Here is a 16,853-nt window from a genome sequence, read left to right on the forward strand (position 1 = left end):
TGTACAAGATACACATATTAGAGCGCATTAAAAAATCAAACAGATGTATATCAGCCCCTTATGCGGTTTCAGATTCTTTTTCTTTAATAGCAAGTTGACCGCAAGCAGCATCAATATCTTTACCGCGGCTTCGTCGAACATTGGTGACCACACCTTGCGACCGCAAGTAGGTAGCAAATTGTTCTATTTTATCCGCTTCTGCATTGACAAAATCAGCTAGAGAAATCGGGTTATATTCAATGATGTTTACTTTGCATGGTACATGCTTACAAAAACGCGCCAATTCTTTGGCATCTTCCAATTCGTCATTAAAATTATGGAAGACAATATATTCAAAGGTTACCGGATTTTTTGTTTTGGCATAAAAGTATTTCAGCGCCTCTGCCAATGCTTTCAAGGAGTTTTGCTCATTGATCGGCATGATCTCATTCCGCTTTTTATCGTTGGCCGCATGTAACGAGAGCGCCAAATTAAAACGAACCTCATCATCGCCAAGCTTTTTGATCATTTTTGCAATCCCTGCCGTAGATACGGTAATACGCTTAGCAGCCATATTCAAACCATCAGGTGATGTAATACGCTCTACAGACTTCATCATTCCGCTATAATTCAATAACGGCTCCCCCATTCCCATATACACGATATTCGTCAAGGGTTGTTGATAATGCTCTTCCGCCTGCTTTGCAATTAAAACGACCTGATCATAAATCTCATCGGCATTGAGGTTACGCTTACGATCCATGTAACCTGTCGCACAGAATTTACACGTCAAACTACAGCCCACCTGCGAGCTGACACAAGCGGTCATGCGCTCAGGAGCAGGAATCAATACCCCTTCAATCACATTGCCATCATACAGGGTAAAACTGTTCTTAATCGTCTTATCGGCACTGATCTGTGCGTTTCGAACTTTTACAGCATGTATAGTAAAATGTGCTTTTAAGTTTTCACGGAGAGACTTACTTAAATTACTCATTTCATCAAAGTCAGTACAAGATTTCGCCCAAAGCCATTCGTAAATTTGCTTTGCGCGAAATCCTTGTTCGCCCATTTCCACGAGCTTGTCCTTGAGTTGTGCCAAGGAAAGACTTCTTATATCGATTAATTTGTTCTGCTCTACCACGGTGCAAAGATACGGCAAAAAATATTAACTCAATATCATATTCCTATTCTGCCTTTTTCAGGGCTTCACGAACTTTTGGTGCAATCTGCGTTCCGTACAATTCAATCGCACGCATCATATCCGCATGATCCGGGCTTCCCACATCCATATGAGCAGAAAAACGCGTTAATCCGAACATCTCAATAACATGTAATATTTTATCAATCGACTCGTTTACGTCACCAACAATTAAATGTCCATGTATCGAACGTCCGAAATCATATTGAGACCGTTGATATGGAGGCCATCCGCGAGAAGCTCCGATCCGATTCATCTGTGAGGCATAAAACGGGTAGTATTTATCCGCAATTGCTTTGCTGTTATCGCCAAAGAAAGAATGCATATGCACCCCAACCTGGAAATCTTTCATATCGTGCCCATTATCAACCCACGCTTGTTCATATACCTCAAATAAGGGTTTGAAGTTTTCCGGTGCACCACCAATTATCGCAAACATTACTGGCAAACCTAAGCGTCCCGCACGGATGACAGAAGAAGTTGTTCCTCCCACTGCAACCCAAATTGGCATACTATTGTTTACCGGTCTCGGGTAGATCTGCTGATTGATCAATGGTTTACGGAACCGACCTGACCATGTAATCGTATCTTGCTTGTTTAGGCGCAATAAAAGCTCGAGTTTTTCGTCGAACAGGTCGGCATAATCTTTAAGATCATAGCCATATAGTGGAAAGGACTCGATAAACGAACCTCTACCAGCCATAATTTCGGCACGACCATTCGATATAATGTCAACGGATGCAAAATCCTGAAATAATTTGACTGGATCCGCCGAGCTAATAACAGAAACCGCACTTCCCAATTTAATGTTTTTAGTTACTGTCGCTGCCGCCGCAAGGATAATCTCGGGAGATGCCACCGCATAGTCTTCCCGGTGGTGTTCACCCATACCAAAGAAATCTAAACCAACCTGATCCATCAATTTAACTTCCTCGATTATCTCCCGCATGCGTTGTGCTGCCGGCTGAATTTTTCCTGTTGCTGAGTCGACCTGTAGGTCGCCAAACATACCAATACCTAATTCTATCATTGTTTTTGTTCTCCTTTTATAATACAAAGATAGCCCCCTGTATGTTTGCTCGCATTGATGTAGGTTAAGAAGTGTTGCTTATCCGTGGATATATTCCTTTGTTCCGTAACTTTGGATCAACTCACCCTCAAAATCCAACCACTCCTTCCATCGTTTATCGACATCCACGTCTGTGCTGTATTTACGGGCAAAATTCAAAAAAGTTGTATAATGGTTTGCTTCCGAAACCATGAGGTCGTAATAAAATTTAGCAAGATCCTTATCTTTGATATTTTGTGTTAAGACCCGGAAGCGCTCACAGCTGCGTGCTTCAATCATCGCCGCAAATAACAGGCGATCAACAAAAGCCATATTACGGGAACCATCCTTACGCAAAAACTTCATCAACTGCCCCACATAATCATCTTTACGCTCACGCCCTAAGGTATAACCGCGTTCCTTAATAATCTCGATAACCATCTTAAAATGCTCCATCTCCTCGATCGCGATCGCTGTCAGCTCATGCACTAAATCTTCGTATTCCGGATTTTGCGTAATTAACATAATAGCGTTCGAAGCGGCCTTCTGCTCACACCACGCATGGTCCGTTAAAATTTCGTCCAAATTGGCTTCCGCAATATTCGCCCAGCGAGGGTCCGTCAATAGTTTTAATCCTAACATATCATTTCCTTTCTGAGCCACAAAGATAGTGGTTTTTTAGTTCGTAGTGGTTAGTTCGTAGTTGGTTGTTCATAGTGGTTAGTTCGTAGAAACTATGAACTACAGACCATGAACTACAATCTACCAACTACTAAACTACGATCTACAGACTACGAACTATGAACGACTAAAAAGCTATCCAAAGAAAGGCCCGACCTCAAAGCCATGTGCCTTCAGCACATCCTCCGGTACACCGTTCCATACCCCCGGTTTATTACCAGCATAACCAATATCCTTCACGCCTATCTCACTGGTAAAGAAACCAGATGCCGTAAAATTCCGCATCAGCGAAAAGAATGCTACACCTTGCTGCATTTCCGGTTTCGCTTTATCCGGATATGCAATCTCATCCACGAGCGCCAATTGTTGCTCTGCCTGACAGTCGACAAAAGACTTGCCGTGTCTTTTTTGCATTTGTATATCCAACCATTTCAAACCCCCACGCATTGGAAGCTTATTGTCGGGCAAGTCCTTCACCATAAACTCAATAAAGGCTGGTACACCCGCATCCGAAGCACTGCCCGAGGTTTCATCTTTCGGAATTATAATATCCGCCAATACCGTTATAGTCGCCATTTCATGGGCATCGAAAAATTTCTCTTCCGCAAGCGCCAGGTTCCGTTCATGTTCAAAGTCCTGAACACCAGGCAGCTTATCTGAGACAGCCTTCGCCCCCTCTTTGTTCGTATCTCCTGTTTGGCATGAACTGGCCAGTATACCAGATCCAGCAGCCATTAATCCCAATGCTTTAAGGGAATCTCTTCTGTTCATATCTAAATAATATTTAGCCGTTCAACTTTTTCTTTTCTTCCAAAATATACTCTGCCGTACGCATAGAAAGCGCCAAAATGGTCCATGTCAAGTTTTTATCTCCTTGTTGCACAAAAGGTCCGGCATCCACCACATACAAATTCTTACAATCGTGTGCCTGCCCCCACTTATTGAGTACCGACGATTTCGGATCATTGCCCATCCGAGTTGTCCCACCCTCATGGATGATTTTTCCGGGTGCTTCTAGTCCGTATAATGTATCCGCTCCAGGAATCGTAGAGGTAATGATCGCTCCCATCTCATGCATGATCGATTGAAAAGTCTCTTGCATATGCTTCGCTTGTGCAATTTCTTCATTCGCCCATTTGTAGTGGAAACGCAATACGGGAATACCAAATTTATCTACCTTATTCGGATCTATTTCACAATAATTGTCCTTCCTTGCCAAAGCCGTACCACGACCTGCCATCCCAACATTTGCACCATAGAAACGACGATAATCTTGCTTTAATGATGCGCCGTACCCTCCTTTATCACGCGCCTGCCCATCTGGCCCTTTAACTTTATCGTTAACCGATGGTATCCAATTTGTAAAACCATAAGAAGGCATCCGCATACCACCGCCATATTCAATGTGATAGCCTCTTGGGAACCCGACCTTTTTATTGTCTTCCCACCAAGGCGAATAAATATGTACCGATCCTACCCCATCCTCATTATAACGTTTACGATCCAAGAGCTGCGGTAAAAAACCCGATAAGCTCGCTCCCGTTGAGTCATGCAAATATTTCCCCACTAACCCACTACTATTCCCAACGCCTCCCGGATGCGCTTTCGACTTCGAATTCAGCATAATACGCGCACTCTCACACGCACTAGCACCAAGAATAACTGTTTTTCCTTTCACCGCATATTCTTGCATATCTGTCGTGCTCACATAGGAAACACCAATAGCAATTCCCTCCTCATTAGTCAAGACTTCACGTACCATCGCATTGTCGATAACTTTTAGGTTTCCGGTTTTCATTGCTGGAATAACCAAACAGGAAGAAGATGAGAAATCACCATACACTTTACATGCTCGCCCGCACTGTCCACAGTAAAAACAGACTCCTCGCCCCTTAATCTCTGGCGAAGCTTCTGTTAATACAGATCCCCGGCCTGGGATGACAGGCACACCTGCTTTACGCGCGCCTTTTGCGATATACAATTCATTAAGCCTCGGCTTAGGCGGCTTCATAAAAATTCCATCCGGCTCATTACGAATCCCCTCAACCGTACCATAAATTCCAATCATACGATCCACACGATCATAAAAAGGCTTCACCTCATCATACGTTATCGGCCATGCTTCCGTTTCCCCATCGGTCGGTTTAAAATCATCTGGCCCCATCCGTAGCGATATCCGTCCCCAATGGTTTGTACGTCCGCCCAACATACGAGCGCGAAACCATTCAAATTCAGTCCCCTTCACTGTCGTATACGGCTCCCCTTCCAGCTGCCAACCACCAAAAGCCGCATCAAAATCTCCAAAAGGACGTGTTGTAGAGGCACCTCGTCGTGGAGATTCCCAGGGCATACGTAGCTGCAAGGCATCTTTTGCGGGATCGAAAAACGGCCCAGCCTCCAGCATCAATACTTTTAAGCCTGCATGTGCCAGAATATAGCCAGCCATACCACCCCCAGCACCTGATCCCACCACAATAGCGTCATAAACTTCTGGACTTTCTTTGATTTGGTAATTGGTCATCATAAAAAATCTATCTCTTCTAAGGTTTAAATTGCAAAGGCTAAATAGATACTAATACCATTTAGCAAAGTAAATATAGGTATTACCTTGAAAACGGCATCAAGATCAATAGTATTATTTTTGATACATTATAGGTAAAGATAATTCCTATTTTTGAGACATGCAAAAAGTGCTTTTCATTGGTTTGGTATGGCCCGAACCGCAATCTTCCGCCGCAGGGTCTCGAATTCGACAACTGATCCAAACGTTTTTAGACTCCGGAGCATCTGTTGTTTTCGCCTGCGCAGCCAGTAAATCGGACTACAGCTTTCCCTTGGAAACACTTGCGGTACGCGAACTACCTATTGCGCTGAACGACAGCAAAGTTGACGCACAGTTCAAAGCGGAGAATCCCGATATTGTCATCTTTGATCGATTTATGGTGGAGGAACAATACGGTTGGCGCATACGCGAACAATGTCCGAAGGCCCTCACTATATTAGACACCGAAGATCTTCATTTCTTACGAAAAGCCCGGCAAGAAGCATGGAAAACAGGAGAGGCCCCAGACTACTACAATGATACTGCCAAACGGGAGATTGCATCTATTTTGAGGACAGACCTGTCGCTAATAATTTCACAAGAAGAAATTCGGTTCTTGACCGACACATTCAAAATTGATGCGTCAATTCTGTATTATTTACCTTTTTTGGAAGAAACGCTAGAGGAAATGCATCTAGATCGCTGGAATTCATACGAGACCCGAAAAGACTTCATGTTTATTGGTAATTTTATCCATGAACCGAACTGGCGTACGGTCCAATACCTGAAAACAACGATTTGGCCTATATTACGAAAAGAACTGCCCGGAGTGGCATTGCATATCTATGGAGCATATGCTTCCGAAAAAGTCTATCAGCTGCATCAGCCTAAGGAAAACTTCTTTATTATGGATAGGGCAGAAGATGCGCAAGAAACGATGGCGAAATATCGGGTGTTGCTGGCTCCAATTCCATTTGGTGCGGGCATAAAGGGAAAATTCATCGATGCCATGCAAAGTGGGACCCCAAGCATAACCAGCAGGGTTGGGGCAGAAGATATGACGCTTGATGACCAATGGAACGGTTTTATCACGGATTCCACAGACGAATTTGTTGCCTACGCTAAACATCTTTATAGCGATCCGCAGGCTTGGAATGCAGCGCAAAAACGTGGACAGACCATCCACAACCGTCTATTTAGCAAGACACAGCACACCAGGGACTTTCTCCAAACTATAACAACATTACAGTCAAAAATCTCAACCCATCGTCAAAAAAATTTTATGGGACAGATCTTAAATACCCAAGCTCATAATAGCCTGAAATACATGTCGCTATGGATCGAGGAAAAGAATAAAAAATAGCAGGGAAATCATCACAAAATCTAGCTTCATGACGTAAATTATTTTGAATTACGATTTTTTCGTATATCTTTGATTAAATCATAGAAAAATCTAATTACCATGAAAAGAGTATTATATGTATCGCTTATCGCCTTGGCTATAAGCGCAAACACAAAAGCACAAGAGGCCGAAAAAGCTGTGGCAAAGGTCCACTACATCTTTAAACATATCAATGATAGTACACAGCGTGATAAATTTTTGCGCGATGAGGTCGTTACGTATCTTGGGGCAAACAGTAGTTACTATACCAGCAATTCTACCAATCGGGCGCAGGAAAGCTTAAAAAAGCAGATGGATGACCCTGCCTTCGATGGGAACGTTAAAATTTCGCGTGATGTAACGGCTATCGGTGAGTTCTACCTCATCGACAAGACAAAAAAAGACATGCAAGAAGTAATGACTGTTGCCGGGGACCAGCTGGTGATCGCCAGTACATTTCCGGAGCAAGACTGGTCCGTTTCCGATGAAACCAAAGAGATTGGTGGTTACAGCTGTCAGAAAGCTACGACCTCCTTCAAGGGAAGGCAATATACCGCTTGGTTTACAACCGAACTTCCTTTTTCCAGCGGACCATGGAAGTTACAAGGTCTTCCGGGATTGATTCTAGAGGCATCTGACGCAAAAGGGGATGTAACCTTTAGTTACGCAGGGTTTGACAAGATCGAGGATGGTGAAACGGCGATTCAAATAGCTCCAAATGCAGTGAAATCAACGAAAAAAGAAGCGCTTAAACTCCTGGAAGCATTCAAGGCAAACCCACAAGCCTATATGCAATCGAAAGCCGCTCGTTCGGGAGGAAGTATAAATATTAGCGGAACCGGCGGAACAACAGTCATCGCAACAGGATCTAAATCAAATGGTCCTGCCGCAAAGGGAGCACTCGATATGAGTAGAATAAAATCATTTTCCGTTCAAAATGCAGAGAGCTACAAACCTTCCCGCGACACAAACAATCCTATTGAATTAACTCCATAAGCATGATGCGCGCTTCCCTCTTTTCTTTTTTTATGTTGATCCAGTTGTACGCGCTGGCACAGAACAAACAAATAGTAGGTCGATTGGTGGATCAGTCGACCCAAAAACCAATCGCCTCTGCCAGCGTCATGGTGAAAAACAATGATCAAAAAATCATTGCTTTCAAAGCAACAGATAAGGAGGGAAATTTCTCTATTACAACCGATAAAAGTCTAGAAAGCTGCTTTCTTGAAATTAACCACCTCGGTTACAACAAACATAAGGAAGTATTGACCAGCAAGCTCACCGGACTTTTCATTGAACTGAAACAGAAGAAAATTGTATTAGATGATATCCATGTTAAAAGCAGACCGCAAGTACGCCGACTCGGGGATACACTCGCTTATAATGTAGGAAGTTTCGCACAGGAAGAAGACCGCAGTATTGGCGATGTTCTAAAACGCATGCCTGGGATGGAAGTCACAGAATCGGGACAGATCAAATACCAAGGTAAAGCTATTTCTAATTTTTACATCGATGGCGACGATCTCTTAGATGACCGTTACAACATTGGAACACGGACCATACCACACAAAATGGTCCAGGACATCCAGGTATTGAACAACCACGAACATCTAAAAGTGTTGAAAAACAAGCGATTTAGCGATCAAGTCGCAATCAACCTAGTCATAAAAGAAGATGCTAAGCTAAAGATGACAGGTGAAGCAAAAATAGGGGCGGGGCTACCCGAACAATATGATAGTGAACTCAACAACATTCTGTTTAACAAGAAGTACAAAATGTTGAATGTGTTGAATGGGAATAACACCGGTAAAGATTTAACGGGTGATTTGGTCGGATACAATAGAGAGAACACCTTGAGTCGGCTAGGTACGTCGCCCATAAATAACCTATTATCCCTCGGAACAGTCGGCGCTCCACCCATTGCCAAGCCCTATTACTTTATGAACAACACCGCGGCTATCAACACGAATAACCTGTTTAATCTAGCGAACAAATGGCAACTTAAATCCAACGTACAGGCTCTTTTTGATAAAAACAGCCAAAGTTTTAGTGGACGAACAGACTACTTTACGCAGGACGAAACCATTTCATTTAATGAGCAGCAGCGTAGCGAAATAAAAGAGTGGCTGGCAGCGATCCGGTTAACGGCATCTAAAAACATGGACACCAAGTTTATCAGCAATGCCCTTTCCTTTGAGTATGAAAAAGAGAATGGACAAGCGACTATCGAAAGCAACAACAATCCTATTTCTGTAAATCGTAACCATCGTATTTCAGGCATCAGTAACAAGTTGGAATATGTCCCTCAACTAAAAAATGGGGATGTTATCCAATTTAACTGGATCTTCAATTACGGGGAAAAGCCACAAGATTTGATGATCCGTCCCGGCGTGTATGCATCCCTTTTAAACCAAGGTCAACCGTATGAAGAAACAAGACAACATGTTAATGTTCCCAACCTATTTACCCGTTTAACAACAGGATACCGTATTCCTAAAGGGAAAATAAACCAATATTACGGCGTCGGTATAAGCTTGGAAGATCAACGCTTATCCTCCGATATTGCACTCAATATCGAGAACGGAACACTTGTTGTACCACAGATTGATTCTACAGTTAATGATCTACATTGGCGCCGCATTCTCTATAACATCACGGGTGAGTACAGTTGGAAAATCAACCGAGTAGAAGCATCCTTGATGCTGCCAGTAGCCTTGCAGCAAACCACATTTAAAGATGCGGGTTATGCTCTGAACAATAAAGAAAATGATCTTTTATTCAATCCTTCATTTCGACTGAAGCAACGCATAGGAATGGAGGACGAAATGGATTTTACTTACAACTATAGTAATACCTTTGGTAACATCCAAGATATTTATCGTGGAACAATTATCCGCAGCTATCGAAATATATCCCAAAACAACGCCTCTATCAATGAAAGCTCATCACATAGTGCCGGCCTGAATTATAGGCTGAGTCGTACCTTAAAGCTGCTTTATGCCCATGGAGGGATCAACTATTCGCAGACCATACGTAACGCCTTATTCTCACAAGTCATTTCAAACGATATATCGCAAACGATCCTTGTACCCATTAAAAACAAAGTGAACAGTTTTCAGGTCAGTGCCGGATTCGACAAGTATATCTTTGCCCTTGCCAGCACCGTAAAACTACGAGCATCTTGGTCTTATAGCGATTTCAATCAGCTCTTTAATGGCACATTACTACCATTTCAGAACACAAGTTTTTCTGTACAACCGGATGCGGAGATAAAGCTTTGGAAAGATCTCAAATTGTCTTACCAAAGCTCCTTGTCCTGGTCCACATCCAAACAAAAAGATAACTCGACCTTAAATAACAACGTCTTCAGCGCATCGCAGAATATTGGACTTCCATTCTATACCATTAAACGCACCTATGTCCGCGTCAGTGGTAGACATCTCTATAGCAAACAACCAGGTCAACAGGATATAAATTACTTTTTTATCGATGCTTTTGCCCGTTACCGTCATGTAAAATGGAAAACAGATTTTGAATTGAACATGAGTAATCTAGCTAATATCAAGACGTTTAACACCTACAGTATATCGGCCAATCAACAAAATCAAAACAGTTACGACCTGCGTGGACGTATGCTTGTCGCCCGAGTAATCTTTAATCTGTAGAGACAGCACTGGACGGAAATCATCACATGTTCCCCGCACAAAGCCTCTCGCGTTCCTTAACAACCCAGGGTGTCGCCTGAGGAGAATACTTTGTTTCTCTGATAACGTTTTCGTAGATTCCATTATCATAAGCGCATTTTAAACAGTACCTTAGACATAAACCAACCTTATTTTTTTTACGTTTATGAGTACGACAATTTTTGAAAGCAGATATGCCATTGGCCCCAACGAAGCCAAAACTTTAGATACACAAGGACTACGCAAAAACTTCCTGATAGAAAAGATCTTCACCGCCGATAAAATTCATTTTGTTTATTCACACTACGATCGATATATGGCAGGCGGTGCCATGCCTGTATCAGGACCAATAAAGCTAGAAACCATCGAACCACTTCTAAAGGAGCCTTTCTTCCTTTCTCGTCGTGAATTAGGCATTATCAATGTCGGAGGTGCTGGTTTAGTTGATGTTGATGGAACAAGTTATGAAATTGGCCATAAAGAAGCACTATACATTGGAAAGGGAGCACAGGAGGTTTACTTTTCAAGCAATGATAAAAACAATCCTGCAAAATTTTATTTAAACTCTACTCCGGCTCATCACAGCTATCCAACCAAACGAGTAACCAAAGATGAAGCTAATAAAATTGAACTGGGAGCTTTAGAAATGGCTAACCATCGCACGATCAATCAGATGTTGTTGAATAAAGTGATCGACACCTGTCAGTTACAAATGGGGATGACCGAGCTGAAGCCAGGATCGGTATGGAACACCATGCCAGCGCATACACACGACCGCCGTATGGAGGTTTACTTCTATTTTGAGGTCCCTGAGGGTCAATCTGTTTCTCACTTTATGGGGCCGACCGACGAAACCCGACACATTTGGATGCAGAATGAACAGGCTGTAATCTCTCCCCCTTGGTCAATACATGCGGGCGCAGGTACAAGCAACTATACCTTTATTTGGGGCATGGCAGGAGAGAACCTCGACTATGATGATATGGATAAATCGCCTATCACCGAATTGCGTTAATGCTCATGCGAAAATTAGGGATAACAGCAGTCACGTTAGCCGTTGCGATGTCGCTGCATGCACAACAGAAGAAAACAATTACCATCTCAAACCCAAGTGCAGCCGATCGACAGGAACTGGTAACTATTCCTTTCCAAACATTAAAACAACAGTTTGGACTGAAAGACACCGTTTTTGTAATTAAGAATAAAAAGAGCGGAGAGGTGTTACCCATCCAGTTTGAAAGACTAGGAAAACAGCATGTTCAAAATGTCTTGATCGAAGCTTCTATCGCGGGAAAGGGAAAGCTAGAGCTTGTTGTTGTGCAAGAAAAAGCACCTGTCGCTATACAAAAAACATATGCGCGCTACGTTCCGGAAAGAAAAGATGACTTTGCCTGGGAGAATAATGTTGTGGCTTTTCGTGCCTACGGAAAAGCGCTGGAAGGAACATCTGAAGATGCACAAGGTTTTGACTTCTGGGCAAAACGCACCAGCGACCTCATTATCAACGAATGGTATGCGACAGGCGACTACCATGCAGACCATGGAAAAGGACTTGATTATTATAGCGTAGGGCAAACATTGGGGGTGGGAGATGTGGCCTTATATTTTGGTGACAAAGTACACTACACCAAACATTATCGCCATTTTGAAATACTAGACAATGGCCCGCTACGTTCCACATTCAAATTGATTTTCGAACCGCAAGCTATTGCCGGCGAGACTATCGTATTGGAAAAGACGATTTCCTTGGACGCCGGAAGCCAACTAAGCAAAGTATCACTCTCGGTAAAAAATGCCAATGCCGAACGTACCCCATTGGTCGTGGGTATAGCCAAACGAAAGGAGGAAAGACCTGATTTTCAATGGGCTTCTGACGACGGAGTTTTCAGCTACTGGGAACCCGCTCAGAATGGCAATATAACGGGAACAGGCTTAATTTTGCCTGATGATCGAGCTGCATTAATCCAAAGTCCGACACAATTCCTGTTTAAAATAACACAGCAAAACAATCAGCCGCTGGAGTACTACATGGGCGCGGCATTCAATAAAGCTGGTGCTATTACTTCTGACGAGCAATGGCGTATGTATCTCCTGACAAAAGCAGAACATCTACGCCATCCTTTAACTATTAAATACAACAAATAATGTCAATCTTATCTTCCTTTGATTTAACCGGTAAAATCGCCTTAGTAACAGGCTGTAAGCGAGGTATTGGCCTTGCTATTGCGGAAGCTTTGGCCGAGGCGGGTGCGGATGTTATCGGTGTATCAGCAAGTCTGGAATCGTCCGGCTCCAAAGTTGAGCAAGCTGTTAACGCCCAAGGTCGAAACTTTTACCCTTACCAATGTGATTTTTCTAATCGATCAGCGCTCTACGGTTTTATTGAACAGGTAAAAAAAGATCACCCTACAATAGATATCCTCTTTAACAATGCGGGCAATATCCTACGTGCTCCGGCAGCCGAGCATCCGGACAGCTACTGGGACGAGATAATCGAAATAAACCAAAATGCTCAATTTATCCTTACCAGAGAGCTAGGGAAGGAGATGATTTCACGTGGATCGGGAAAGATCGTATTCACCGCATCGCTGTTAACCTTCCAAGGAGGAATAAACGTTCCTGGGTATGCCGCTTCCAAGGGGGCGATTGGTTCCTTAACAAAAGCATTTGCTAACGAATGGGCCAGCAAAGGAGTGAATGTAAATGCGATCGCTCCTGGCTACATTGCAACCGACAATACCGAAGCGCTACGCGACGATCCGGAGCGCTCAGCTTCGATCTTAGGTCGTATTCCGGCCGGTCGCTGGGGCGAACCACAAGACTTTAAAGGCCCTGCCGTATTCCTTGCTTCTTCCGCATCGGATTATGTGCACGGCACGATCTTAACCGTCGATGGCGGTTGGATGGGTAGATAAAAAAACGGGGCCATTTATCGTGGCCCCGTTTCCTCTATTTCAAATCTTTCAAAATTTCCTGTACGGCTCTCTCGAGCTGTGGATCTTTATCGTTCACCCGGTCTTCTACTGTATTTTTAACGTAGATATCTGGTGCAACACCTGTCAGCTCTAAATCTTGACCGTCCAATGTGTAACATCCCCAAGCCGGTACCCGATACATCGAACCATCCACCAAGCCTTTGGCCGAAGTAAAGATAATCCATCTGTATGTCTCGGTTCCAATAATTTTCCCAAGCTTCAAAGCTTTAAATCCCGCAGCAGTCATCTCCGCATCGCTCAATGATTGTTCATTGATTAACAGCACAATTGGCTTCGCTCCGGGCGCGAAATTACTCTGAGGCGACTTCTTACCGCCGCGATATTGCCATTGCAAATAAGGTCGTTGTGCTAAGAAACGTAATACCTCATCATGTACATTTCCACCTGTATTAAAACGTAAATCGAGAATAATACCCTCTTTATTATTTTCCTGCTCGGCCATATCCAGCAAGAACTGGTTCAGCTGATCGCCCCCCATATTCTTCATGTGCGAATATGCTATACGATTTTTACCCCATTCGTCAACTTTTTTACGATTTCCTTTAATCCACTCATTGTACAGCTGTTCCTTTTGTGCGCCCGATGTTTGGGGACGGATATTGATATTCATGTCCTTACCGTTACGCTTTAACCGCAACGTCATCTCCTGCAATAACGACGGCTGCATAAAGTAAGCATCCCGATCGCGCGTTTTATCAACCTCCACACCATTTACGGCAACCAATTCATCCCCAGGTTGTATATCCACTCCCACGCGACTAGCCGGACTGTTCGCAATAATACGCGCTACCGTAAACGGTTGATCCCCACGAAACTCCAAGCCCACTTCATTGCTGGCTGTTCTGAAATCCTTACGCTCTTCTGGACCTGATGAATTAAATCCTAAATGCGAAGCGTTCAACTCGCCCAACATATCATTGAGCAACACACGTAGATCCATACGGTTACTGATATGAGGAAGATACGACGCATACCGCTTTTTCATGGCCTGCCAATCAACACCATGAAATGTACCATCATAGAAATTCTCTTCTATTCCCGCCCATGTTTCGTAGAACATCTGGTTAAACTCTTGCTCTAGATTCCGTTGAAATTTCTGCGAAATCTCAATCTTATCTAATTTATTCGCCTCTAGGTTGTATTTCTGCACCGAACCACGGCTCAACACAAAATATTTTCCTCCCACTTCCAGTAGGCCACCCCACCCACCATCAATCACTTTCTCTGTTTTGTTTGGCGTAAAAGGCTCCATAATGGTGCGATAAACCGCGCCTTTCCCTTCGCTGTGGTTGGAATAGTAGAACACATAATCTTTATCGCCTTTCTTAAGCAACTCGGGGTTATATTGTGTTCCAAAACCAGGACTTACCTGCGTGATGCGATCTAGCAATCCTTGCGTATTGATGGTTACCACGGTTTTACCTTTTGTATTGCTCCCTGCACTTACAGGTTCTTTTTTCGCAACATCCGCTCCCTTTTTAACGGAGTCTGGAGTCATCTTTGGCGCTTCTTTGAATAGCTCATCAAACTTACTCGTACGGTACTCTTCATCGAAATTATCTAATGCCATACGATAGATACTTGCATTCTGCATGCCCATGGGATAGGAAGGCTTAATACGATTGCTCGCAAAATAAATGTACTTCCCATCTGGAGACCAAGCCGGACTCGTTTCAGAAACGCCGGTATTCGTAAGGTTAATTGTTTTGTTTGTCTTTAGTTCATGTACAAAGATATCTTGCTCGAAGTTGCGATACGCTGTAAAGAGAACATACGCATCATCAGGAGAGAAAGATGGTGTCGAGTTCTGGAAAGCCCATATCTCATCCTTCACCACCGTCTTACTCTGTAAATCTTTAAGATCCATAATCCGGACCTCATCACGTCCACTCAAATAAACGGCCTGACTACGATCTTTGTTGAATGCAATATCTCGGTTATTACGCTTATCTGATGTAAGTTGCTTCGCAGCACCTGTTCCGTCAGCGGCAATCGTATACCAGTTTAAATACCCCTCAAATGTTTGATTGATAAGCAATGTACGATTATCCTTTAACCACTTGACTTCCATAATACGCTCCCCTAAACTGGGCATCTGGCGTACAAATTTCCCCTCTACATCACTCACAAAGAGCTCCCCGCGAGAAACAAATGCTAACTTCTTTCCATCAGGCGAGACGTCCATATTAGAAATATTATCCTTGACATCAAACTCCTGTTTCTTATCGAGTACTACATTTCGGCTCAATGTCACCTGCGGTTTTACCGTCTTTTTTGACGCAACATCATACACAAACAGTTGATAGTCTTTTTCGAAGGCGACTTTATTTCCATTTGCAGATACATTCGGTCGCTTAATGGACGTAGGGAAATTCGTTAATTCGGTCTTTTTTCCGTTAACGAAGGTATAGAGATTAAATTCATCATTTCCTTCATCAGAAGCAAAATAGATGGTTCCCTTACGATCAACGCTACCCCAAAAATCTTTCCCTGCGTAATCAGTAAGCTGCTTAAAACTCTTGTTCTTAGGATTGTAGGAGAAGATATCCGGATTAAAAGCGCCTTTGTAACGTTTCCGATTTGCGGCCGAATAACTCTCCCACGAATCGTTGAACAACAACTCGCCTTGCGGGGTTTCCACCACATTATGGATCGTATTGAAATAATGTCCAAAAACACGCGTTGCCGTGCCTCCTTCGATATTGACCTGATAACTGCTGAAATTATTATAACGACTGGACGTGAAATAAATGGACTTACTATCCCAGCTCCAGCTATCAACCACATCACCTGCCTCATGGAACGTCAATTGCTTGATATCTCCGCCTTCTAACGGCATAAGATAAACATCCATATTCCCGTTTTGATCGGCAGAAAAAGCCAACCACTTGCCATCAGGAGAGATACGTGGGGCGAGTTCATTGCCCGTCATTGCTGTCAGTCGTAACGCCAGCCCTCCATCGGTAGGAACACGCCAAAGATCACCGTTATATGCAAATACCATTGTACTTCCATCCGGGCTCAACGTAGGATAGGATAGGAAAGATGGCGTAGTGGTCTGCGCATGTAGCAGCGTACCAGGCCACGAGAGAGCCAAAGCCCAAATCAGATTTTTGATCATAAATATTGTAATAGGTTAAACCACAAAGGATACGCTTAATACTCTCGCGGTTAATTCGTTCTAAAACAAAAATACATAAAATACACTATATCAAGTACGCCCCAATTATAACCTTTTGCTTACAATACCAATCCGATCTTACTACACTCAATCTCCAAACGCACAACGAGTAAACATGATCGTCCTTCATAAAAATATAACACAGGGTTAAAATGAACTTT

Annotated in this window: 12 protein-coding genes; 6 read left to right on the forward strand and 6 right to left on the reverse strand. The window is 43.3% G+C overall.

The genetic code is table 11. The annotated features are described in order from the left end of the window. Positions 1–58: 58 nt before the first annotated feature. The 5 genes from rlmN to E2P86_RS17500 all read right to left on the reverse strand — a co-directional run bounded on the left by rlmN (position 59) and on the right by E2P86_RS17500 (position 5,433). Positions 59–1,123, reverse strand: a complete 1,065-nt coding sequence (gene rlmN / locus E2P86_RS17480; RefSeq protein WP_134433885.1) for a 23S rRNA (adenine(2503)-C(2))-methyltransferase RlmN — start codon at positions 1,121–1,123, stop codon at positions 59–61. A 43-nt stretch (positions 1,124–1,166) separates the two neighbouring features. After that, positions 1,167–2,210 (reverse strand): LLM class flavin-dependent oxidoreductase, encoded by a 1,044-nt coding sequence (locus tag E2P86_RS17485; RefSeq protein ID WP_317042144.1) that lies wholly within the window; start codon positions 2,208–2,210, stop codon positions 1,167–1,169. Between the two features lie 78 nt (positions 2,211–2,288). After that, a complete protein-coding gene (gene miaE, locus E2P86_RS17490) occupies positions 2,289–2,870 on the reverse strand; it encodes a tRNA-(ms[2]io[6]A)-hydroxylase (protein ID WP_085473563.1) in 582 nt (193 codons plus the stop codon). A 174-nt stretch (positions 2,871–3,044) separates the two neighbouring features. After that, positions 3,045–3,680, reverse strand: a complete 636-nt coding sequence (locus E2P86_RS17495; RefSeq protein ID WP_085473562.1) for a gluconate 2-dehydrogenase subunit 3 family protein — start codon at positions 3,678–3,680, stop codon at positions 3,045–3,047. A gap of 13 nt (positions 3,681–3,693) precedes the next feature. Next, positions 3,694–5,433, reverse strand: a complete 1,740-nt coding sequence (locus E2P86_RS17500) for a GMC oxidoreductase (RefSeq protein ID WP_234991248.1) — start codon at positions 5,431–5,433, stop codon at positions 3,694–3,696. A gap of 157 nt (positions 5,434–5,590) precedes the next feature. Between E2P86_RS17500 and E2P86_RS17505 the strand changes: the two genes are divergently transcribed. The 6 genes from E2P86_RS17505 to E2P86_RS17530 all read left to right on the forward strand — a co-directional run bounded on the left by E2P86_RS17505 (position 5,591) and on the right by E2P86_RS17530 (position 13,430). Further along, positions 5,591–6,814 carry a glycosyltransferase gene (locus tag E2P86_RS17505; protein ID WP_134433886.1) on the forward strand — a complete coding sequence of 408 codons (1,224 nt, stop codon included), beginning with the start codon at positions 5,591–5,593 and terminating at the stop codon, positions 6,812–6,814. A 99-nt stretch (positions 6,815–6,913) separates the two neighbouring features. Beyond that, positions 6,914–7,828, forward strand: coding sequence for a GLPGLI family protein (locus tag E2P86_RS17510; protein WP_134433887.1), 915 nt, complete (start codon positions 6,914–6,916; stop codon positions 7,826–7,828). Positions 7,829–7,830: 2 nt separating this feature from the next. Continuing rightward, complete coding sequence (locus E2P86_RS17515) at positions 7,831–10,497, forward strand: carboxypeptidase-like regulatory domain-containing protein (protein WP_134433888.1); 2,667 nt, start codon at positions 7,831–7,833, stop codon at positions 10,495–10,497. Between the two features lie 184 nt (positions 10,498–10,681). Continuing rightward, on the forward strand, positions 10,682–11,530 hold the full coding sequence (kduI, locus tag E2P86_RS17520) for a 5-dehydro-4-deoxy-D-glucuronate isomerase (protein WP_134433889.1): 849 nt from the start codon (positions 10,682–10,684) through the stop codon (positions 11,528–11,530). Positions 11,531–11,535: 5 nt separating this feature from the next. Continuing rightward, a complete protein-coding gene (locus tag E2P86_RS17525) occupies positions 11,536–12,660 on the forward strand; it encodes a DUF4861 family protein (protein ID WP_134433890.1) in 1,125 nt (374 codons plus the stop codon). A 5-nt stretch (positions 12,661–12,665) separates the two neighbouring features. Further along, positions 12,666–13,430: an SDR family oxidoreductase gene (locus E2P86_RS17530; RefSeq protein WP_200811814.1), complete on the forward strand. Its 765-nt coding sequence runs from the start codon at positions 12,666–12,668 to the stop codon at positions 13,428–13,430. A gap of 34 nt (positions 13,431–13,464) precedes the next feature. Here E2P86_RS17530 and E2P86_RS17535 read toward each other — a convergent pair whose 3' ends face one another. Further along, complete coding sequence (locus tag E2P86_RS17535; protein WP_134433891.1) at positions 13,465–16,632, reverse strand: S41 family peptidase; 3,168 nt, start codon at positions 16,630–16,632, stop codon at positions 13,465–13,467. Positions 16,633–16,853 lie beyond the last annotated feature (221 nt).

The sequence above is a fragment of the Sphingobacterium psychroaquaticum genome (assembly GCF_004421025.1).
Lineage (GTDB): Bacteria > Bacteroidota > Bacteroidia > Sphingobacteriales > Sphingobacteriaceae > Sphingobacterium > Sphingobacterium psychroaquaticum.

Excerpts from the sequence above, each read along its gene's own strand:
- miaE (WP_085473563.1), bottom strand. The coding sequence starts at position 2,870 with ATGTTAGGATTAAAACTATTGACGGACCCTCGCTGGGCGAATATTGCG.
- E2P86_RS17505 (WP_134433886.1), top strand. The coding sequence starts at position 5,591 with ATGCAAAAAGTGCTTTTCATTGGTTTGGTATGGCCCGAACCGCAATCT.
- E2P86_RS17535 (WP_134433891.1), bottom strand. The coding sequence starts at position 16,632 with ATGATCAAAAATCTGATTTGGGCTTTGGCTCTCTCGTGGCCTGGTACG.
- E2P86_RS17510 (WP_134433887.1), top strand. The coding sequence starts at position 6,914 with ATGAAAAGAGTATTATATGTATCGCTTATCGCCTTGGCTATAAGCGCA.
- kduI (WP_134433889.1), top strand. The coding sequence starts at position 10,682 with ATGAGTACGACAATTTTTGAAAGCAGATATGCCATTGGCCCCAACGAA.
- E2P86_RS17495 (WP_085473562.1), bottom strand. The coding sequence starts at position 3,680 with ATGAACAGAAGAGATTCCCTTAAAGCATTGGGATTAATGGCTGCTGGA.
- E2P86_RS17515 (WP_134433888.1), top strand. The coding sequence starts at position 7,831 with ATGATGCGCGCTTCCCTCTTTTCTTTTTTTATGTTGATCCAGTTGTAC.
- E2P86_RS17525 (WP_134433890.1), top strand. The coding sequence starts at position 11,536 with ATGCGAAAATTAGGGATAACAGCAGTCACGTTAGCCGTTGCGATGTCG.
- E2P86_RS17500 (WP_234991248.1), bottom strand. The coding sequence starts at position 5,433 with ATGATGACCAATTACCAAATCAAAGAAAGTCCAGAAGTTTATGACGCT.
- E2P86_RS17485 (WP_317042144.1), bottom strand. The coding sequence starts at position 2,210 with ATGATAGAATTAGGTATTGGTATGTTTGGCGACCTACAGGTCGACTCA.